Here is a 22,178-nt window from a genome sequence, read left to right on the forward strand (position 1 = left end):
TTACCTCACTAGTGAATGAACATTCTCGATCGCATCGCCGAGCGGCAGCGAGACAATTTCTCGCTGCACGCGCAGTACCTCAACCCGCAGATGGTCAACGTGCTCAAGACGATCGGGTTCGATCGCCACTACGTGCGCGCCGAGGGGCCTTATCTGTTTGACGATCGGGGCGATCGCTACCTCGACCTGCTCAGCGGCTTTGGCGTCTTTGCCTTAGGGCGCAACCATCCCAAGATCGTCCAGGCGTTGCAGGATGTGCTGACGGCAGAACTGCCCAACCTGGTGCAGCTGGATGTGTCGGTTCTGTCGGGGCTGCTGGCCGAAAAGCTTCAGCAGATCACACCGCCGGGGCTGGATCGGATCTTTTTTGCCAACTCGGGCACCGAAAGCGTCGAGGCGGCGATTAAGTTCAGCCGCTACGCCACCGGGCGCAGCAAGATTGTCTACTGCGAAGGGGGCTATCACGGCCTCACGCTAGGATCCCTATCGGCCACGGGGGATCCCCATTTTCGGGAGGGTTTCGGCCCCTTTCTACCCGACTTTATCGAAGTGCCGTTTGGGGACTTGGCTGCTCTGGAAAAAGCCCTGTCTCGCAAAGACGTGGCTGCCTTTATCACCGAGCCCATCCAGGGGCACGGCGTGTGGATCCCAGAAGCCAGTTACCTACCGGGGGCGGCGGCGCTCTGCCGCAAATACGGCAGCCTGTTCATTGCCGATGAGGTGCAGACCGGGCTGGGTCGCACGGGCAAATGGTGGGCGATCGAGCACTTTGGCGTCGAGCCCGATCTGCTCTGCATGGCCAAAGCCCTCTCAGGCGGGTTTGTGCCGGTAGGGGCGGTCGCCTGTCGGTCGTGGATCTTTGACAAGGTGTTTAACCGCATGGATCGCGCTGTCGTCCACGGCAGCACCTTTGGCAAAAACAACCTCGCCATGGCGGCTGGGCTGGCCACCCTCGACGTGCTTGAAACCGAGGGCTGGATCGACCACGCGGCCCAGATGGGACGACAGATTGTGGCCGATTTGCAGCCTTTGGTCGGCCAGTACGAGTGTCTGAAGGCGGTGCGGGGCTTGGGCATGATGATGGCGCTGGAGTTTGGCGAACCCAAGAGCCTGAAGCTAAAAATGTCGTGGAAGATGCTGGAGGCCGCTAACCGGGGTCTGTTCTCACAGATCATTACGGTGCCGCTTTTTACCCGCCACCGAGTTTTGTCGCAGGTGGCGGGCTACGGCATGAACGTGGTCAAGTTCATTCCGCCTTTGACTCTGCAAGAGAGCGATCGCCGCTGGATTGTCGAGGCCGTTACCGATGTAGTGGCCGATGCCCACCGGGTGCCGGGGGCCGCCTGGGAATTTGGCAAAACTCTGGCCACCCAGGCGATGAAAACCAAAGCCGGAGCCCGGTAGCCCCAGCCATGGCTAGCCTGTTTCATCCGCTGTGCGGCAGCAACCCACCGACCCTGCTCAGGCTGCTGCTGCAAAATGGATTGCCTGCGGCTAACCGCTGCCCCCAGGTGGCTCTGGCCCTGGCGGTGGCCCTGGCCCGCTGGCCCTTTTCGACCGCAGAACAGGTGGCGTTTGCCCTGTCTCCCAAGCAGCCAATGCCCGACCCCGTCTTTATTGTCGGCTACTGGCGATCGGGCACCACCCACCTGCACAACGTCATGGCTCAGTGCCCAGCGTTTGGCTACATTACCCCGCTGGCAACGGGGATGCCGTGGGATATTTTGGGGATAGTGCGATCGCTGGAACCCCTACTGGAGCAAGCCCTACCCCAAGATCGCTACGTCGATAACGTGGCGGTCACGCCCACCTCGCCCCAGGAAGATTCCATTCCCTTGGCGACGATGGGGGCGGCCTCGTACTACCACGGCATGTATTTTCCCCGGCAGTTTGAAGCTCACTTTCGCCGGGATGTATTTGGGGAGGTCGAAGAAGCCAATGTGGAACGGTGGAAACGCCTGCATCGCCACCTGCTGCGGAAGGTTTCAGTGCACCAGGGGCACCGCCCGCTGCTGATTAAAAACCCGGTCTATACGGGCTACATTCGCCATCTGCGGGAGCTGTGGCCGGGGGCGAAGTTCATTCACATCTACCGCAACCCCTACCGGGTGTTTCCCTCGGCGCGACACTATTTTACGCGGTTGCTGCCCGAACTGGCGCTGCAAGACTACGGCGAGTTACCGATTGAGTCGCTGGTGTTAGAGAGCTACCCGTTTCTTTTAGATGCGCTCAAAACCGATACGGCGGATCTACCTTCGGAGCAGTTTGCCGAGGTGCGCTTTGAGGATTTGCAGAGCGAGCCGCTTTCGGTGCTAAAGCATCTATTTGAGCATCTAGAGCTGCCCGATTTTGAGGCGGCGCGCCCCTATTTTGAGACCTATTTAGCGGGTTTAGACGACTACCAGCAAAACCAATATTCTCTAGAGCCCGAAACAGTTAGCAAGGTTGAACACCATTGGCAGGCTTATCTTCAGCGCTGGGGCTATGACTTAAAGGATGCGGGGCTCTGCTCAAACTCGATCTGACCGTAGTTGAGCTTGAGGATGCGATCGCCCACATAGAAATAGTGATCGTCATGGCTAATCACAAAAACCGTCTTCCCCTGGGCCTTGAGGTCGGGCAAAAACTGGGTATAAAACACCTGCTTAAAGGCCGGATCCTGATCGGCAGCCCATTCATCAAATAGATAAATAGGACGGTTTTCCATGTAAGCGCTGAGCAGGGCCAGGCGTTTGCGCTGCCCCTGAGATAAATTCACCGTCGAAAATCGGCCCTGGTCGATGCTCACCTTGTGGCTGAGCTGTAGCTTTTTTAGATAGTCTTGGGCTTTGCTGTCGTCAGCCTCGCCACTCAGCCCCAGCAGCCGATCAAACAGGTAAAAATCGGCAAACACCGCCGAAAAATACTGCCGATACCACTCCTGATTCTGCTCATCAATGGGCTGCTGATCGAGCCAGATTGTCCCCGCTTGCGGACGATAGAGGCCAGTGAGCACCTTCGCCAGGGTCGATTTGCCGCTGCCGTTGCCGCCAATAATAAAAATCAGCTCGCCGGGGTGAACAGTTAGATTCACCGGCCCTAGGGTGAATTCGGTACCCTCTTGATCGGTGCGATAGCTGTGGGTCACGCCCTTGAGTTCTAACCGCTGCCAGCCTGGATCGATCGGTGGCACGGTAGCGGCAGCGATCGCGGCATCGATGCTCAGACCCAGGGCTTTGAGCTTATCGAGGGCCACGCTAGCCTGGCCTAGCAGCGGCAGCTTATTTACCAGGTTTTCCATCGGCCCCAGCAGGTAGGTAAAGGTGAGCACGTAGGCGATCCGAGTGTTGGGGCTAATGCCCACCCAATTGGGCAGGGCAAACAGCACCAGCCCCACCGCAAAGAAGTAGATAAACTTGCCCCAGCTGTCGAGCACGGCAAACAGGCTCAACCCCTGCTGGTTGTAGCGCTTGACTTGAATCGCGGTAGGTCGGAGATCGATCGCAAAAAAGTCTTGGCGGCCCAGGTAGTGCAATTTCAGTTCCTTGATACCCTCAATCAGACTGCGGAAATGCTGAAACAGCCGCTCCTGGTGGTCGCGGGCAGCGGCTAGACCGCGCCGCCCCGCCACCAAAAACCAGCGGCAGCTAAACGAAGCTACCAGGGTAATCAGCAGCACCAGGGCCAACACCTGCCACGACAGCCACGACACATAGACCATGCAGCCGACGGTGCCCGCAATATTGATCATTAACACGGGCAAGACCCCGGCGGCAGCGGCGATCGCCTGAATATCCTCCGTGAGCAATACCAGCAGGCTGGGCAACCCGAGGCTTTCTAAGGACTTCAGCTCCGCCGCTAAAATCTGACGGCAGAGCTGGAGCTGAAGCTCTACCACCGCCGCCTGGGAAAACCGCACCAGCAAAATGCGTGACACCATCGCCGTAGTCAGGGCGATCGCCCCCAACCCCACAAACGCCGCCGCTACCACCCCCCCGGTCACCCCCTGGGCAATGGTGTAGCTAATCAGCGCAATCAGCGCCGCACTACAGCCGCCGCTCACCAAGCCGGTAACTAGGGCAATCCCTAGGGCTGGCCCAGAGGTCTGCAAGAGAAATAGAACTAAGCTCATGGCGATCTCGCAAATGGTGGTGCACCCAAAGTCTGGGAGCCTAAACGGCGATCGGCGCTGCGGGCGACAGGCCCAAGCCCGGGCTGATCAACCGGTTGAACAAGCTATGATATCTGCGTTTCTCTCCGATATAAAGCGATGCCCCGCCTCAACCTCAACCAGCTGCGAGAACGATTAAATCTCTCTCGATTTGCCCTGCGCAACAAGGGGCTGACGCTCTTCTGCTGGATTGTGATTGGGGTGGCTGGGCTGTTTGCGTTTAGCTCTCTGAAGTATGCCTTGTTTCCCGACATCACCTTTCCGGTAGTGCTCGTTAACGCCACTGCCCCCATTGAGACGGCAGCTGAGACAGAAGCCGAGCTCACCTTGCCCTTAGAGGCGCAGCTACAACCGCTGGCCGGGTTGTCTCGCCTCGACTCAACCACCTCGCCGGGGCGGGCGATTCTGCGGCTAAATTTTGAGGTGAACGCTGCGCTGGAGGAGACCACGGCTGCAGTCGAGCAGGCCATTGGCCAGACCGATCTGGCGGCCGGGTTTGACTATGAGATTATTCCGCTCAACCTGAATGAGGCGACGGCGATTAGCTATGCCCTGACCAGTGAAGAGCTGCCCCCGGCTGAGCTGGCGGCACTGGTAGAAACTGAAATCTTGCCGACGCTGCGCGATATTCCTGGGGTGCTGCGGGTAGACTTGCGCGGCACTGGCAGCCGCGCCACCGCCAGCGGTGAGGACAGTTTTTTGGCGGAGCTACAAAACCCGCCGACGCTAATTCGGTTTAACGGGGAAGCGGCACTGGCAGTGCAGGTGGTGAAGCAGGGCGAGGCCAACACCCTGGAGGTGGTCGATCGCGTCGAGGCGGCGATCGCACAAATCCGCGAGCAGCAGCCTCAGGTCGAGATTGCTCTGGCTGCTACCCAGGTTGAATTCATTCGCGCGTCAACCGAAGCCACTATCGACGCGCTGGTGGAGGCGATCGTGCTGGCGGTGCTGGTAATTTTGGCCTTTTTGCGCAGCTGGCGGGCCACGGTGATTACGGCGCTGTCGATTCCGCTATCGCTGCTGGGCACGGCGATTGTGATGGCCATTTATGGCTTTAACCTGGAGACCATTACGCTGCTGGCACTGGCGATCGTGATTGGCATCATTGTCGACGATGCGATCGTTGAGGTCGAAAACATCATGCGCCACCTGGAAGCAGGGGCGACTCCGCAACAGGCGGTCTTGCAGGCAACGGACGAAATTGCCCTAACGGTGACGGTCTCAACGCTGACCATCGTAGCCGTATTTTTGCCCGTGGCCCTGATGGGCGGCACCGTAGGACAGTTTTTTAAGCCCTTTGGCCTGACGGTGTCGGCGGCAGTGCTGTTCTCGCTGCTGGTGGCGCGCACCCTGAACCCAGTGCTGGCGGTATATTGGCTAAAGGCCTCTGGCTCACCCCAGGCCACTGCCCCCGCTACCCCTGAGCCCACTGGCCCCGAGCCCTCAAACCCCGCAGTCGCCGCACTCCTGGCGGAGACGGGGAGGAGCACTTGGCTAGAGCGGCGGTACAGCCAAGTGCTCGCCTGGTCGCTGCGCCATCCCTGGATTGTCATCGGGTTGGCGATCGCCAGCCTGGTCGCAGGCATTGCGATCATTCCGCTAATTCCCCAGGGGTTTATTCCCCAGCTCGACCAGGGGCAGTTTTTGCTGAACTACCGGGTGCCCCTGCCCCAGCGCCCCGATGGAGCCCAGCTACCACCGCCGGGACAGCTGCCGACGGGTCTGAGTGCACCACAGGCGGCGGCAGCAGCAGCAGAGGCAGAGGCAGCAGGGCGATCGCAGCTCTTGCAGCGGACCCTGCAGCAGGCCGACGACCTAGAGGCGGCGGTGGCTCAGCTGCCCGAGGTCGAGTCGGTACTGACCACCGTAGGCGGTCGAGGGAGACCCAACGAGGGTAGCCTATACATCCAGCTGCGGGAGGGGCGCGATCGCGACACCGCCGCCGTGCAGGCCCAGCTCCGTCAGGATTTGCCTACCCGGGCGGGCCTGGAGACCAGCGTTGAAGACCTTCAGTTTGTTGATACCGGCGGCGAAAAACCCCTCCAGGTAGCCCTAGTGGGCGACGATCTGACGGCGCTGCAAGCCGCCGCCGCTGAGATTCAGGCCCAAGTGAAAGCGCTGCCCGGTTTTGCCGATGTGCGCATTTCAGGGGCCGAGAACACTGCCGATGCGATCGTGGAGATCAACCGGCAGAATGGGGAGCGGGTTGCGATCGTCAGCGCCAACCTGAGTGACGGCAATGCCCTGGGCGACGCCACTGCCCAGGTGGTAGACATTGCGGAATCGGTAGTACCCCCCGGTGTGCGCATTGACCTGGCGGGCGACTCAGCCCGGGCTGGGGAAGTGCTGGGCAGTTTTGGCCGCATCTTAATTTTGGCCGTAATTTGCATGCTACTGGTGCTGTTGGTGCCCTTTGGGCGGCTGCTAGAACCGGCGGTAGTGGGGCTGTCGCTGCCGCTCTCGGTGGTTGGAGCGACGCTGGCCCTATGGATTACCCGCAGCGACTTTGGCATTGTCTCGCTGTTAGGCCTGCTGTTTTTGCTGGGCTTGCTCAGCAAAAACGCGATTTTGCTGCTGGATTACATCAACCAGCTGCGCCGGGCCGGGCTTGAGCGCACCGACGCCATTAAGAAAACAGGCTTGGTGCGGCTGCGCCCCATCGTCATGACCACCGCCTCGTCAGTGCTGGGCATGGTGCCGATCGCCCTCGGGTTTGGGGCGGGGGCCGAGCTGCGGCAGCCCATGGCCGTGGCCATTATTGGTGGGCTGCTGACCTCAACCCTGCTGAGTCTGGTGGTGGTGCCGGTGCTCTACATCCTGCTCGAAGATGGCTGGCTCCGACTCACCAAGCGGTCAGCCTGATGCCAACTCAAGTGATTCTCGTACCAGCAGGAGCCGAATATCAGGCGGTGGTGCGGGGCCTGAAGACGGTTCCCCATGCGCCCCCGGTGGTTGCCATTCCGGCGGGGCCAGCGGCGTTCCGAGCATTTTTAGAAACCTGGGAAGAGCGATCGCGCTTTAGAGACCAGGAGATTCTGTTGATCGGCCTAGGCGGCAGCCTGTCACCCCAGCATTCGGTGGGAGATGGGATTTTGCTCGAGCAGGTTTGGGACGCTGCTGGGGGGGATGATTCGAAGGGCTACCCCTGCGATCGCGCCCTTACCGACGAGTTGGCCCGACGCCTTGGAGTTCCTGTGGGAACGGGGGTGACGTGCGATCGCGTCATCACCACAGTCAAAGAAAAACAGCAGCTGGGCGATCGCTACCAGGCCGATGTGGTCGATATGGAAAGCGCCGTACTGCTGGAGGCCCTGCCCCAGGCCAGAGTCGCCATTCTGCGGGTGATCAGCGACGACTGTAGCCACGATTTGCCGGATATTTCGGGTGCGATCGGCCCAGACGGCAAACTTCGCGCTGACACCCTTGCCCGCAGCTTTTTGAAACGCCCGGTTGCAGCTTTAAAATTCATTAGCGGCTCACTCCAGGCGCTCAAAACCCTGGAGCAGATCACCCTGATCCTATTTCAACACTGAAGACTGCTCCTGAGGTCAAGGATTTAAAGATGGTTGTTGTCAACGTCTATACTGCCGAGCTAGCACTCTCAAGACGAAAGTAGTTTCGATCATCGCCCTTCATGCACTACCGAGGCTAACCCCTACCCTAGATCGCTATAAACCCGCCCCTTCCAAGCCCCGCCCTGCCCAGCCCAGTGCCGCCGTGCTGAATCCAAGGTCATCAACGTGTAGAGCAGCGCAATCAACGGCAGCGCCAGCGCCAGCGATCGCTGGCCGCCATAGAGTTTTAGCGTTGGCCAGTAGGCTAGAGCCATCAGCAGCCACCCCGCCAATCCCGTCAGAGCTAGAGCGGGGTCACCCCAAATCACTCCCAAAATTGCCCCTAGAGGAGCGACCAGATAGACCAACAGCATGCCAAAGACCGTACCAATCAGCAGCCATGGAGAGTAGTTGAGCTGGGTGTAGGCGCTGCGCGTGATCATCGTCCAGATGCTGTGCAGATTGGGGTAGGGGCGCAAGCTGTGGATAGTGGTGCTGAGGCCAAGCCAGATGGGGCCGTTGGCCTTGACCGCCGCCCCCAGAGCGCAGTCGTCAATCAGCGCCTGGCGAATGGACTGAAGCCCGTTGATCTGCTGAAGGGCGCTGAAGCGGATCAGGGCACAACCTCCCGCTGCCGCTGCGGTCTGTTTCTGAGGATTGTTCACCCAGGGGAAGGGGTAGAGCAGCTGAAAAAAGAAGATAAACGCCGGAATCAGCAGCCGTTCCCAGAAGCTCTCACAGCGGAGCTGCACCATCAGCGACACTAGGTCGAGCCGATCGCATTCGGCTTTTGTCACCAGCTGTTGCAGACTGGCAGCATCGTGCTCAATGTCAGCATCGGTAAACAGCACGTAGTCGGGTGGGGTAGGCTGCGACGCCAGGTAGCGAAACCCCTGTTCCATCGCCCAAAGCTTGCCAGCCCAACCAGCGGGCAGGGCTGCACCCGCAAGCACCGTGAGGCGATCGCATTGGTTTACCGCAATCGCACTTTCCCGCGCTACCGCCGCCGTGCCGTCGGAACTCTGGTCATCCACCAACACGATTTGCAGGCTGCCGGGGTAGGTTTGTGCGAGGTGCGATCGCACCGCCACCCCAATCAGCTCCGCCTCGTTGCGGGCTGGAATCACCACCGCGATCGTGGGCCAAGCAGCCAGTGACACCAGATCACCATCAAGCCGCTGGTCAGCGCGCCAAAACTGACCCCAAAACAGCAGCATCCCAATCCAAATCAGGAGCGCCAGACTCGTCAAGCTCAACGCTAAGATTGCCATCGGCTTTATGTACACAATTGGTCTTCCGCATCATAAATCAGTTGCTAAACGTGGACCTGTCGCCGAATTCGGTCATAGCCCATGCCGTCCACGTCAGCTACCTTTCCTTGATGGAAGCATTTGCATTATGCTGCCCCAGTGACCATAGCGTTTTGACCGCAGATTTCTAACGTGAGGGGTGTGAATGCAGACGCAAGAACCGCAGCAGCTAACCGGGCTTGATTCGGCGATTCGCGACGCGATCCCTGGGAGAATCGCTGCCGCGCAAAACTACCTGCTGGCCCTACAGCACCCCGACGGCTACTGGTGGGCCGAACTCGAGTCTAACGTCACCATTACCACCGAAATCATTCTGCTGCACAAGATTTGGGGCACCGATGGCGATCGCCCCCTAGCCAAGGCGGAGCACTATTTGCGATCGCATCAGCGCGACCACGGCGGGTGGGAACTGTTCTACGGCGACGGCGGCGACCTCAGCACCTCCGTCGAAGCCTATACGGCGCTGCGGGTGCTGGGCGTGCCCGCCAGCGATCCGGCCCTGCTAAAGGCAAAAGATTTTATTCTCAAGCGCGGCGGCATCAGCAAAACGCGCATTTTTACCAAGCTGCACCTGGCCCTGATCGGCTGCTACGACTGGCGGGGCCTGCCCTCGCTGCCCGCCTGGGTGATGCTCTTAGAATCACCCTCGCCCTTCACCATCTACGAACTGTCGAGCTGGGCGCGGGGCAGCACCGTGCCGCTGCTGGTCGTCTTTGACCAAAAGCCGGTCTACAAACTTGAGCCCGCCGTTTCTGTGGACGAACTCTACGCTGAGGGCATCGCCAACGTGCGCTGGGAACTGCCCAAAGCTGGCGACTGGAGCGATATTTTTGTTTGGCTGGATGGCGCGTTTAAGTTTGCAGAATCCATCAACTTCACCCCTTTTCGCGACGAGGGCCTTCGCAAAGCCGAGCAGTGGATTCTAGAACGGCAGGAAGCCACGGGCGACTGGGGCGGCATCATCCCCGCCATGCTGAATTCGATGCTGGCTCTGCGCTGCCTCGGCTACGACAAGGATGACCCAGTGGTGCGGCGCGGCCTGCGGGCGATCGACAACTTTGCTGTGGAGACTGACGACACCTACTGGGTGCAGGCCTGCGTCTCCCCCGTGTGGGACACGGCCCTGGGAATGCGATCGCTCACCGACTCGGGCCTCGCCCCCGACCATCCCAGCCTGGTGCGGGCGGGCGAATGGCTGCTGGAAAAGCAAATTCTCGACTACGGCGACTGGATCGTCAAAAATCCCCAGGGCAAGCCGGGGGGCTGGGCCTTTGAGTTTGAGAACCGCTTCTACCCCGATGTGGACGACACAGCGGTGGTCGCCATGGCCCTGCAAGACGTCACCCTGCCCGATGAGGCGCTGAAGCGCGAGGCGATCGCCCGCGCCGTGCGCTGGGTAGCCACCATGCAGTGTAAAACCGGGGGCTGGGCCGCTTTCGACATCGACAACGATCAGGATTGGATCAACGCCGTTCCCTACGGCGACCTCAAGGCCATGATCGATCCCAGCACCGCCGACATTACCGCCCGAGTGCTGGAGATGCACGGTCGCCTCTGCCGTGAACCCAACCTTGCCAGCCGTTACGCCAGCGACCTCACCGCCCAGCGGCTCGAACGAGGCCTAGCCTTTCTGCTCAACGAACAGGAGGCCGACGGCAGCTGGTTTGGCCGCTGGGGTGTCAACTACCTCTACGGCACCAGCGGGGCGCTATCGGCCCTGGCGTTACTTGCGCCAGAACAGGGTCAGGGGGCGATCGCGCGCGGAGTCAATTGGCTGATTAGCTGCCAAAACCCCGACGGCGGCTGGGGCGAAACCTGCCGCAGCTACGATGACCCCGCTCTCAAGGGCCAGGGGCCGAGCACACCCTCTCAAACGGCCTGGGCGCTGCTGGGGTTAATCGACGCCGATAGTTCTAGTGCCGCCGCCGAGTCGGCCATTCACAAAGGCATTCGCTACTTGATTCAAACTCAGACCCCTGAGGGCACGTGGGACGAGCAGGAGTTTACCGGCACCGGCTTTCCCCGCCATTTCTATATTCGCTATCACCTTTACCGCCACCATTTTCCGCTAATGGCCCTAGGCCGCTATCACCTTAACTATGCCCCCAAGTCTTGACCAAGCTGATTGTGACAGGCTCTAACAGCCAGGGTTCAGGGTATCGGGTGTCGGGTTCACGGTCTGCCTTGCACCTGAAACCCTGAACCTTGAACCCCTTCTAACCGGTCACCTCTAGCTTGGCAAACTACTACCCTCCCTCAGCCGAGGTGCAACCACTGTGCCGCAGACGCCGTAGCCAGGGGCGGAGCAAACCAATAGCCTTGGCCAGACTCACAACCCAGAGCTTTGAGAATGTCGAGTTCGGCGGCGGTTTCAATACCCTCAGCAACCACGTCCATACCCAGGCTGTGGGCCAGGGTGAGAATCATCTGCACCGTCTCCAGGGAGGTTTGGGGGTCTGGCCCTACAGGGCTCAGGCGTTGCACAAAGGAGCGGTCAATTTTGAGGGTGTCGATGGGAAATTCATGCAGGCGGCTGAGGGACGAGTAGCCCGTGCCAAAGTCGTCGATGCAGAGCCGCACGCCCAGAGCCTTGAGGTGCTTGAGCGACTGAGCCTCGGAGGTGAAGGTGTCGAGGATGCAGCTTTCGGTAATCTCTAATTTGAGACAATGGCGGGGAATTTGGGTGGCCTGGAGCACCGCCCCAAGACGCTCGATCAGCTCAGGCTGCTTCAGCTGCATGGCGGACAGGTTGACATTCATGGTTAGCGGCACCGCATGGGATGCCGCCTGCCAATGCTTGAGCTGCTGACAGGCGGTTTTTAACACCCACCAGCCGATGGGGCCAATCAGCCCGGTTTCTTCGGCCACCGGGATAAACTCTAGGGGAGAAATTAGCCCTCGGGTGGGGTGTTGCCAGCGCACTAGGGCTTCAAATCCGCGCACCTGACCGGTAGCCAGAGAAATGATCGGCTGGTAGTGGAGACAAAATTCTTGGGCCTCAATGGCTCGCCGCAGATCGCTCTCTAGCTGGAGCCGCTGGGTGATCTGGGTTTGCATAGCGGGGTCAAACACCACGTACTGGTTTCTGCCCTTGGCTTTGGCTTGGTAAAGGGCAATGTCGGCATCGCGCAGCACGTGGGTGGCCACCTGATAGTTGAGGGTGCTGTAGGTAATGCCCGTGCTGGCGGTGGAAAAGACCTCGTAATCGCTCACCCGAAAGGCCAGCGAAAACTGGTCTTGAATGCGCTGGGCGATCGCCAGGGCATCGTCAGGGTGCGGCAAATCTTCGAGCAAGATGGCAAATTCGTCGCCGCCAAACCGCGCTACCACATCGGCGGCACCTACACAGTGTTGCAGCCGTTGACTGGCCAGCTTGAGAAACTCGTCGCCGACCAAATGGCCCAGGCTGTCGTTGATGTTTTTGAACCGATCGAGATCCATAAACAGCACCGCGTAGAGCCGCTTGGGGTGTTGGGCGCTCATCTGAATAGCGTGGTTGAGCAGATTGAGGAAGCAGGCACGGTTGGGCAGGTTGGTGAGGCCATCGTAGAGGGCGTCGTGCTGGAGCTTATCGGTGGCCTGGATCAGCTGCGCCTGGGTTTTTTGCAAATTCTCGAGCGACTGCTGTAGCGTGCGGTTGCTCAGCTCCAGGTTTTGGTAGAGATTGGCATTCTCAAAGGAAATCGCGGCCTGGGCACAGAGAATGTCTAACACCTGGATGCGATCGCGGGTGAACGCTCCCGTGGTCAGACTATTTTCCAGGTAGAGCACGCCCATCGCCTGGTTTTTTTGAATGAGCGGCAGCCCCAACACCGATTTGGGTGAATGGTGCACCAGGTAAGGGTCGGCGGCAAAGCGCGGCTCGACTCGCATGTCGTCAACCACCAGAGGGGCAGCGGTGCGATCGACAAAGTGAATCAGGCTCACCGGCAGGCGACGGCTGGTTTGCAGGGGCACCAGATCCACCCGGCAGGTTTCGCCGCTGAGGCACTGGGCCACCACCACAAGCTGGTCGGCCTGGCGCAAAATCAAGGCCCCGCGCTCGGCCCCGGCATTTTCTAGCACCAGCTGCATCAGGGTGACGATCAGCTGATCGGGCCGTAGCTCCTGGGAAATAGCTTGGGACGCCTGAACCACGGCGGCCAAATCAAGGGCGGCGGTATCGCTAGTGCAACTGCTGATCTCATCGCTGGCGCTGAGCACCCCCGGCGTGGGCAGCCCCGCCGTCGCCTGCAACGCCTCGGGGTAGAGGGCTTCGAGCTGCTGAGTTTTGGCCTTTGCCCCCCAGTGGGCGTAGGCGTGGTAGGCCGCACGCAGGTAGGGCTGGGCTAGGTTGGCTCGCCCCCAGGCCAGGTAAAACCGAGCCGCCAATTCGTTCGCTAGCCCTTCATCCTGAATAAACCCATGGGTTTTGGCGGTGGCGATCGCCCCATCGTAGGCCTCCATCGCCTCTAGGTAGCGCCCTTCGACTCGGGCAATTTCAGCCTCAACCAGCTGCCAGCGGTGGCGGTGGTTGCTGGGGGCAGAGTCGGCCCACTGGGTCAGCTTTTCCTGCTGCTGCTGAATGCACTGCCACCGGGCGGGCTGGTCATCAGCGGTCTGATTACAGAGCGCTAGCTGAATCAGGGCGTCGTAGAAGGCGTAGAGAGCAAAGGGAAACTGAGCCCGCCCTCCGTCCAGATAAGCGGCTACCTGCTCGGACTCCTGGGCCGCCGACTCAATCTGCCCAAACAGGTAGTAGAGCACCGTCTGGTTGAAGTGGTAGTGGAACAGGGAGGTGCGATCGCCGTGCTCTAGGTGAAACCGCACCGACGCTTCCGCATCGTATACCGACCCACTCAAGCACCAGGGATCCCCTTCCCCCAGCAAGTTGAGCACCGTCTGCTGCACAATTTCTAAACACTTCAGCGACACCTGCTTGAGCTGACGCAGGGTTTGGCGGTAGGCGGCCATCTCCGCCGCCAAATCCTCCAGGGGCTGCCCGGCAAAATAGGCATAGTGGCCATAGGCCTGGGCGTTGAGCACAACACATTCCAGATCGCCCGTTGCTAGCCCACTCTGGTAGGCCTGCACAAAGGCGGGCAGGCTTTGCCGCAGGGGGTCACGCCAGTGGCAGATGAAGTTGTGCACCAGATACCCGGCCCGGCTCTCGCAGGCGGTGGCCCCTAGCTGCTTTAGCAACCCCAGCGCCAGCTGACCAAACCCATAGCCCGCGTCAATGTTGCCCATGCCGCATAGCGCCATGCCGTAGCCCGCGTAGGCAAAAATCGAGATCGGGCTGTTGCCATAGCGAATGGAAAACTCGACCTGCTTGGCCATCAGCAGGGGCATTAGGGCCGGTAGCGCCCGGTAGGTCGGGGCGGTGAGCTTGGTCATAATCTGCATGGCCGCCAGATGCTGGCCCGCCGCCATCTTGGGCAGGGCCAGCAGGCTGAGGGGGTCTTGCCCGGCCCAGAGCTGGCGCGCATCAGCCAGGGCCTGCTGCACCTCAGCTGGAGTGGGCTGTTCTGCAAAATCAACGTCCAAAATGCGCAGTACCTGTAGCCCGGTGCGCACCGCAGCCAGGTAATTGCCCTGGGCTCGGTCAGCCAGCAGCCGCACTTCATAGACGGGCAGCTGATCGAGCAGGTTGTGGGCGTGGCGAATGGCGACGTCAGCCCACTGCTCCATCTGCTCGAAATCGGTGCAGAGGTAGGCGACTTCGGTAATCTCTTGGTGCAAAGCCAGGGTCAGGTCGTACTGCTGCCCCCAGGAATTGACTGGCAGCAGGGCAATGCCCTGGCGTAAATAGTCGAGCGCGGCTGGGTAAGCGGTGGCCATTTTGGCCCGGCGACCCGCCTGCAAATTGAGCTGGGCTAGCTGTTCCCGCTCGGCGAGGGCGATCAGCAGCGCTTGCCCCTCGTTGAGGTGGTTGACGATGGTAAATAGCTGCTCGTCGCGCTGGGCTGGGGACGATTTGTGCCAGAGCAGCCGACCGATGGTGAGATGGGTCTGGGAGCGCTGGTCAGCCGGAATCAGCGAATAGGCGGCCTGCTGAATGCGATCGTGCAAAAATCGGTAGCTCAGCTCTGGCCTGTCTAAGGGCAGCAGGGCTGGCTCTAGATTCCCCTCAGGCTCCAGCAGGGTATACAGCTCGCTTTGGGGCAGCACTAGGCCCAGTTCTAGGGCGCTCCAGAGGGCGATCGCCACGTCCGTTTCGGGCTGCTCCGACACCAGCGCCAGCGTCCCCAAATTAAACGGGTTGCCAATGCAGGCCGCTAGCTTCAGCATGGCCTGGGTAGACGGCCCCAGCTTTTGCAGCTGCTGGGCCATAAACACCACCACATCCTCGTTGATGGCCGCGCGGCGGGCCTGCCCCAGATCGCACTGCCAGGCTCCCTGCGCCGGGTCAAAGACGATGGTGCCCTCCTGGTGCAGAACCCGCAAAAACTGGGTAGCAAAAAACGGGTTGCCGCCGGTCTTTTGGTAGACCAAATTGGCCAGAGGCTGGGCCAGCCGCACTGGGCAGACCAGGGTATCGGCCACCAGCTGGTTGATGCTCAGGGCCGACAGCGGCTCTAGGGTAATGGTGTTGATGGTGGCCCCGCCCTGGCGCAGGGTGTCTAGGGTCAGCATCAGCGGGTGGGCCGGGCTGACCTCGTTGTCGCGGTAGGCCCCAATCAGCAGCAGGTGAGGGCACTGAAGATCGCCGATCAGCAGATTCATTAGCTGGAGCGAGGCCAGATCGGCCCACTGCAAGTCGTCTAAAAACACCACTAGAGGGTGCTGGGGTGCGGCGAACACCTGAACAAAGTTTTGAAATAGCCGGTTAAAGCGATGCTGCGCCGCCTGGCCGGGGAGTTCTACCACGGGGGGTTGAGGCCCAATGATCTGCTCTAGCTCAGGAATGACGTCAATCAGCAGCTGGCCGTTGGGGCCTAGGGCAGCCAAAATGTCGGCGCGCCAGGCCTGGAGCTGTGCCTCAGATTCGCTGAGCAACTGCTGCACCAGGGCTTGCAGGGCGGTAAAGAAGCCCGCAAAGGGAGTGTTGCGCTTAAACTGATCAAACTTGCCCCGAATGAAGTAGCCCTGCTGGCGGGCGATTGGCCGCTGCACTTCATTGACCACCGCTGTTTTGCCCACCCCCGAGTAGCCTGCGACCAGCACTAGCTCGCTGCCGATCGCTTCAGCGGTGCTGACACGCTCAAAGGCGGCCAGCACCGCCGCCACCGCTTCCTCCCGGCCATAGAGCTTTTCGGGAATTAAAAAGCGACGGCTGCGATCGCGCTGCCCGAGCGCAAAGGCAACAATCTGCCCCGTCTGCTCTAGCTGGTGGCGGCACCGTTCGAGGTCGTGGTGTAGGCCTACCGCGCTCTGGTAGCGATCCTCCGGATTTTTGGCCATCAACCGGCTAACTATGGCCGCCACCACCGCTGGTACGCTTGGGTTTACGCTCGCGATCGGCGGCGGCGCTTTAGCGATATGGCAATACACCAAGCCCATCAGCGTGTCGGCGGTGAAGGGCACCTGTCCGGTCAGCAGTTCGTAGAGGGTGATGCCGAGGGAGTAGTAGTCGGTGCGGTAGTCGACGCCGCGATTGATGCGCCCGGTCTGCTCGGGCGAAATGTAGGCCAGGGTACCCTCTAACATGCTGTGGCGCTGTCCTAAAATCGCCTCGCGCGGCAGGCGAGAGGCGAGGCTAAAGTCGGTCAGCTTCACCTGCCGGGTTTCGGGATGAATCAGCAGATTGCTGGGTTTAATGTCTTTGTGAATGATGCCCTGGTCGTTGAGATGCTTCAGAATGGCGGTAAGCTGCTGGGCAATTTCGAAAAACTCCAGCAGCTCCAGTTCGCCCTTGCCCTCGTCCCGGCGGTGATCCATCCACTGCTTGAGGGAGATGCCGCCGAAGTCTTCTAAAATCAGCGCGTAGCTCTGGTGGTAGGGCAATAGCTCGTAGGGCTGCACAATATTGGGCGCATGCAGGCTGCAGGCGATCGCAAACTGATGCCGAAACTGCATCAGCTCGTCGGGCGTTGGCCGCTCGCTGCGCAACACCTTGATCACCACCGTCTGGCCATCGGCCAGCCGCCGCCCACGGTAAACCAGGCTCTTCACCCCGACGTGCAGCTGATCTAAGCGTTGGTATCCAGGCAGCTCAATCATCGGATGAGTCAAATTGAATGCTCTTCCTAGTCTTCCCGGTCTTGTCTACCGCGAGATGGTGCGGGGTAGGGCAGAGCTTAACTGCACCCCGACCTCAGCCCACCGCCAAGGCGATCGCGCTTAATCCACTCTATCTAGATAAGGTCTGTAATGTTGACTACTTATTGAAACCCCTACTTGTGCTGGGCAATCGAGAACGAGAAATGGTTGTTTCAAACCAACTCTAGCGAAAGTCTTTGAAGAGTGCTATAGCCACAGAAGCCTGGGGTGAGGACAGCCCGAAATGTCACGATTCACACTTGTTGGGCATTTAGGTTTCGCTTTTCTGTTTTCCTGCTTTTGCTTCAGCGGTTCGTCAATCCATTAGGCTAGCGATCGCCGCCACCAATGCAGCGGGCTCCACCGGCTTGCTAAAGTGGCGCTGAAATCCGACTGCTAGGGCTTTTTGCTGATTGATTTCTCCGGCATAGGCCGTCAGGGCGATCGCCTTGGGCCAAGGGTAAGCCGCAGCCTGCTCACCTGACTCGGCCTGAGCGGTGATGTGCTGTAGCAGCATGTAGCCATCCATATCGGGCATGCCAATGTCGCTGATCAGCACGTCAAACGCCGATTGACTGAGGGCTTGCAGCGCTTCTACCGCAGAGGCGGTGGCTGTAACGACGGCTCCGGCCTGCTCCAAAATAAAGGTCAATATCTCGCGCGAATCGGCGTCATCGTCCACCGCTAAAACTCGAATTCCCGTGAGGGGTGCAGCGCTGGACTCCAGGGGCTCAGGTCGAGGGTGATGCGCCGGTCGGCTGCCGGTCGTCAGCAGCGGCAATTTCACCCTAAAGGTAGCTCCCTGCGCGTCGCCGGGGCTTTCGGCCTGCACAGTGCCGCCGTGCAGTTCGACCAGCTGACGCACGATCGCTAGCCCCAGCCCCAGCCCACCAAACTGGCGAGTCGTTTTGCTATCGGCCTGACGAAAGCGCTCGAAAATATAGGGCCGCACCTCGTCAGTCAGGCCCTTGCCAGTATCGGTGACCGTAATTTGAGCATAGTTCTGAAGTGGGGTCGGGGTTTCTGAGGGGCCAGATTCAGCACTCGCAGCCGATGCACGCTGTAGGGTGACGGCCACCCGTCCCCCGCTAGGGGTAAACTTCACCGCGTTAGAGAGCAAATTCCCAACCACTTGCTGTAGGCGACCGGCATCTCCAAAGACATGCGCCCCTTGACTATAGTCAACCTGAATGGCGATCGCTTTAGCTTCAGCCGCTAGCCGCACCGTTTCCAGGGCAGCCTCAATGACAAATTGCAGATTAACCGGTGCGGCCTCCAGGCTGAGTTTACCCTGCAAAATTTTTGAGATGTCGAGCAGGTCGTCAATCAGCTGGGTTTGCAGCTTGGCGTTGCGCTCAATGGTCTGGAGGGCACGGGTTTGGGTGGCCAGGTCGTGCCGCTGCTGCTGGAGAATTTTTGACCAGCCCAAGATGGGGTTAAGCGGCGACCTCAGCTCGTGGGAGAGCACCGCCAGAAACTCGTCTTTGATCTGGTTGGCCGCCTCCGCCTCGGCCCGAGCGGCTTGCTCGGCGGCCAGGCTGCGGGTTAGCTCAACCTGGGCCTGACGCTGGGCCGTGATGTCGCGTACGGTGACAATCGCCAAAATGATGCGGCCTTGCTTATCCTGCACTGGGGTGCCGTTGTGGCTGCCAATCCAGGTCTTGCCGGTATCGCGACGATGCACCCGAATTTCATAATCGCCAAAGGTTTCACCCTGCAACGCCCTGGCCATCGGCCAATCCTCTGGGGGAATGGGGCAGCCCTGCAAATCTCGGGTCTCAAATAGGTCTGCAAACTCGGGCAGGGTCTGCTGCACCTGCTCGACGCTGTCGTAGCCATACAGGGTCAGCGCCGTGGGGTTAAACGTCACAATGCGGCCCTCGGGGTCGGCGATGGCCAGGCCCTCGGTCATGCTGTTGATGACGGCTTCAAGCTGGCCCAGACTGGCCTCTAGCTGATGCAGGAGTTGTTCTCGTTCAAGTTCGGCCTGTTTGCGATCGCTAATGTCTAAAAAAGCCGCCACCGACCCCCGCACCTGACCCTGGGGATTGAGCAGGGGTTTGGCATAGCCGAATAGACTAAACCGGCTGCCGTCGCCTCGCACAATGTCGACTTCAGTGCCTTTGACTTCTGTGTTGTGAATTGCCGCGTAGCGCAGAGGAAATTCGTTGGGGGCGAGTTCGCGGTCTTCTCTAAAGAGTTTGTAGGGTGGCGGTGGGGTCTCAACGGGGGTGTAAGACACATTTTCCTTGGGGTCAAGCCCTAAAATTTGGGCAAAGGCCGGGTTAGCTCTAACCTGCCTAAACTCGGCGTCTTGAGCCATTAAAACCCCAATCGGAATCACCTCAAAGAGGGTTTGCAGGTCTTGGTTGAGCGCCGCGATCGCCTGTTCTCGCGCCTCAAGGGCTGTGGCCATCTCATCAAACGCCCGCGCCAGCTGCCCCAGCTCCCCAAACTGGTAAGACAGCTCGGTGCGAGTCCCCAGGTTGCCCTGCTGAAGCTGGTGAGCGGTCTGCACCAGAGACTTGATCTTGCGCGTCAGAAAAACATCGCCTCCAACCCAGGCGGCGGCCAGGGCTAGCGCCGTTACCCCGGCTAGAGCAAACAGGTTTTGCGCCAGCAGCCGGTTGCTTTCGGCCACAACAAGGCTTTTGGGCACCCCAATGCGAATATGTACCGCCTGATCGGCGGCGCTATCGCCTAGGGTTGTAAACCCGTAGAGCCGCTCGACGCCATCGAGACCTCGGGCCACTGCCGTACCCTCTCGTTGCTCCAGCATGATTTGGGTCACGGGCGAATCTGGCAGCGATACACCCACCCAGCTTGAGGAAGTTGGGTAGCGCCCCAGCACAGTTCCGTTGCGATCGGTGATAGTCATGATTGCACCCGGCGGCAGGTTCACGGTGGCGGCCAGCTGATCGAGCCAGGTCAAATCGAGCGCGGCCATTACCACCGCCTTCACCTGCCCAGTAGCATCTAGAATGGGATAGCCAAAACTAAGGTCGGCCTGTTTTGTAATCCGCCCAATCTGATAGTTGCCAATGGCAAAGTCGCGGGTGTCGCGGGCGAGCTGAAAGTACGGGCGATCGCCAATATATACCGGCTGAGTTGGCGTGGATGTACTACAGATGGTGTAGCCTGCCTGGTTGGCAACGGCCAAGGCCACATAGGTTCTGTACTGTTCGAGCAAATTGGCCAAGAGCTGATTACAGGCCTCTGCATCGCCCTCGCGCAGGTCAGGTATTTGGGAAAGCGCGATCAGCATTTGCCGAGCCCCTTCACTGGTCTGCCGCTGGTGGGCCGCCGCAAATTTAGTTAGCCGCAACAAATTTTCCTGCGCCTCTACGGCGGCAGTGCGACGCTGCACCGCTGCCGTATAGAGAATCAGCCCCAATGCTGGAATTACGGCCAGAAGCACCAGCAACACTAGGCGAGCACGGAGACTAGAGATTTGGGAGCGGAACCTGGCCTGTAGTTTAATAGCGCTTACTCTCCCACTGAGCGAATTAAGGGTGCTTGAATTTAGGGTAACAACTGCACTCCCGTGCGGCTCAGCCTAAACTAAATACCTGCTCGATTTCGCCAGAATATGCAGAGAATAACCGGTGGGCCGGTGGGCCAGAACGGGAAAACTTCTCCATACTCTATGGCTAGCCCGCCAGCGATCGCCCGATCCTAAGCCCTTCGCTGGCGTCAAACTGCCCTGTACTGCACTGCTACCGGAAAATCTGATGCGACTAACCGCCGGATGTGAGCTTTTGTTCGAGACCACTGAGCCTTCGCCACTCATCCTCATGCTGCGCCCGCGCGGTGGGGCCGCCCAGCACATGATTCAAGACAACCTAGAGCTCGAACCCAATGTGCCCGTGATCAACTACGTCGATAGCTACGGCAACCTGGGTCAACGGCTGCTCGCCCCGGTCGGGCGGCTGCGGGTGCGCAGCACCTCTACCGTCGAGGTCGCCGACGCCATTGATGTGCAGTTTGGTGCCGAGTTTGTGCCCGTGCAAAACCTGCCCGACTATGCGCTTCAGTTTTTGTTGCCCAGCCGCTACTGCCAGTCTGACCTGATGGCCGATTTAGCCCACGACATCGTGGCCGACAGCGCCCCCGGCTACAACCAGGTCGAGGCGATTCGCCACTGGATTCACACCCACATTGAGTACCGCTATGACACCAGCGATGCCTCGACCTCGGCGATCGAAACCGAAAAGCATCGCGTGGGGGTGTGCCGCGATTTTGTGCATTTGGGCCTGGCTCTGTGCCGCAGTTTGACGATTCCGGCCCGCATGGTGGTGGGCTATCTGCACCAGCTCGAGCCGATGGATCTGCACGCCTGGTTTGAGGCCTACGTAGGCGATCGCTGGTATACCTTTGACGCCACCCAAACCACCCCCAAGGGCAACCGCATTGTCATTGCCTACGGTCGCGATGCTGCTGACGTAGCGCTGGCCACCCAGTATGGGCCGCTAAATTTGACCGAAATGGCGGTTTGGGTCAACCCGTCAGACCTGTAGATTGACGGTCAATCGGTCAAGGCTGACCAATCCCCACTACAATGGAAGTAATCTTAGCGACAGCGCTACCCGTTGCGAGGCTCGCCAATCGGCATGCCTATAAAGCTTTAACGATTAAGAACTCCAGAACGGTGCCGATGGTTGGCCCACCATCTAGAACCGATGAGTAGTGCTATTGGGCCAATCTGCTGATAACAACAGATATTTTTTGCAGATCCTTAAAGGGGTACAACCATGGGTAAGGAAAAGAAAGGCAATAAAGAAGTCAAGAAGCCCAAGGCCGATGCTGACGGCACTAAAAAGCCTAAAAAAGAGCCTAAAAAATACGATTAAGCCTGGTCAGGCTAAAGGGTTCTTATTTTGGTGGATGCTTCGTTGCGAGAAAAGTTGCGATCGCCAGAGCTGACAATCCTTCAGGCAAAATAGTGAATGGGGCAATCGGCGATCGCTGACTTTCTGACGGCCC

The 22,178-nt window shown here is 59.6% G+C and carries 10 protein-coding genes; 6 read left to right on the forward strand and 4 right to left on the reverse strand.

Annotation, left to right across the window (positions count from 1 at the left end; translation table 11 throughout):
• Positions 1-15 precede the first annotated feature (15 nt).
• On the forward strand, positions 16-1,404 hold the full coding sequence (locus H6G07_RS06145) for an aspartate aminotransferase family protein (protein ID WP_073607517.1): 1,389 nt from the start codon (positions 16-18) through the stop codon (positions 1,402-1,404).
• Positions 1,405-1,412: 8 nt separating this feature from the next.
• Complete coding sequence (locus H6G07_RS06150; RefSeq protein WP_073607518.1) at positions 1,413-2,525, forward strand: sulfotransferase family protein; 1,113 nt, start codon at positions 1,413-1,415, stop codon at positions 2,523-2,525.
• Here H6G07_RS06150 and H6G07_RS06155 read toward each other — a convergent pair.
• On the reverse strand, positions 2,483-4,111 hold the full coding sequence (locus H6G07_RS06155; RefSeq protein ID WP_073607519.1) for a cyclic peptide export ABC transporter: 1,629 nt from the start codon (positions 4,109-4,111) through the stop codon (positions 2,483-2,485). The genes H6G07_RS06150 and H6G07_RS06155 overlap by 43 nt on opposite strands.
• Before the next feature lie 138 nt (positions 4,112-4,249).
• Between H6G07_RS06155 and H6G07_RS06160 the strand changes: the two genes are divergently transcribed.
• Together H6G07_RS06160 and H6G07_RS06165 are read left to right on the forward strand one after the other, a co-directional pair.
• On the forward strand, positions 4,250-7,012 hold the full coding sequence (locus H6G07_RS06160; protein WP_073607520.1) for an efflux RND transporter permease subunit: 2,763 nt from the start codon (positions 4,250-4,252) through the stop codon (positions 7,010-7,012).
• Positions 7,012-7,683: a phosphorylase family protein gene (locus H6G07_RS06165; protein WP_073607521.1), complete on the forward strand. Its 672-nt coding sequence runs from the start codon at positions 7,012-7,014 to the stop codon at positions 7,681-7,683. Before H6G07_RS06160 ends, H6G07_RS06165 begins: the two co-directional genes overlap by 1 nt.
• Before the next feature lie 122 nt (positions 7,684-7,805).
• On the opposite strand, the gene H6G07_RS06170 is transcribed toward H6G07_RS06165, so the two are convergent.
• Positions 7,806-8,975 (reverse strand): glycosyltransferase, encoded by a 1,170-nt coding sequence (locus tag H6G07_RS06170; RefSeq protein WP_073607522.1) that lies wholly within the window; start codon positions 8,973-8,975, stop codon positions 7,806-7,808.
• A gap of 184 nt (positions 8,976-9,159) precedes the next feature.
• On the opposite strand from H6G07_RS06170, the gene shc reads away from it, so the two are divergent.
• The gene (gene shc, locus H6G07_RS06175; RefSeq protein ID WP_073607523.1) at positions 9,160-11,130 is read left to right on the forward strand and encodes a squalene--hopene cyclase; all 1,971 of its coding nucleotides are present in this window, start codon (positions 9,160-9,162) and stop codon (positions 11,128-11,130) included.
• A gap of 140 nt (positions 11,131-11,270) precedes the next feature.
• On the opposite strand, the gene H6G07_RS06180 is transcribed toward shc, so the two are convergent.
• Positions 11,271-17,156, reverse strand: a complete 5,886-nt coding sequence (locus H6G07_RS06180) for an EAL domain-containing protein (protein ID WP_073607524.1) — start codon at positions 17,154-17,156, stop codon at positions 11,271-11,273.
• 355 nt (positions 17,157-17,511) lie between these two features.
• Positions 17,512-20,622 (reverse strand): ATP-binding protein, encoded by a 3,111-nt coding sequence (locus H6G07_RS06185; RefSeq protein WP_073607525.1) that lies wholly within the window; start codon positions 20,620-20,622, stop codon positions 17,512-17,514.
• Between the two features lie 304 nt (positions 20,623-20,926).
• Between H6G07_RS06185 and H6G07_RS06190 the strand changes: the two genes are divergently transcribed.
• Positions 20,927-21,712: a transglutaminase-like domain-containing protein gene (locus tag H6G07_RS06190; RefSeq protein WP_073607526.1), complete on the forward strand. Its 786-nt coding sequence runs from the start codon at positions 20,927-20,929 to the stop codon at positions 21,710-21,712.
• Positions 21,713-22,178 lie beyond the last annotated feature (466 nt).

Origin of the sequence: Phormidium tenue FACHB-1052 (assembly GCF_014696675.1) — a bacterium.
In the GTDB taxonomy this organism is placed as follows: domain Bacteria; phylum Cyanobacteriota; class Cyanobacteriia; order Phormidesmidales; family Phormidesmidaceae; genus Nodosilinea; species Nodosilinea tenuis_A.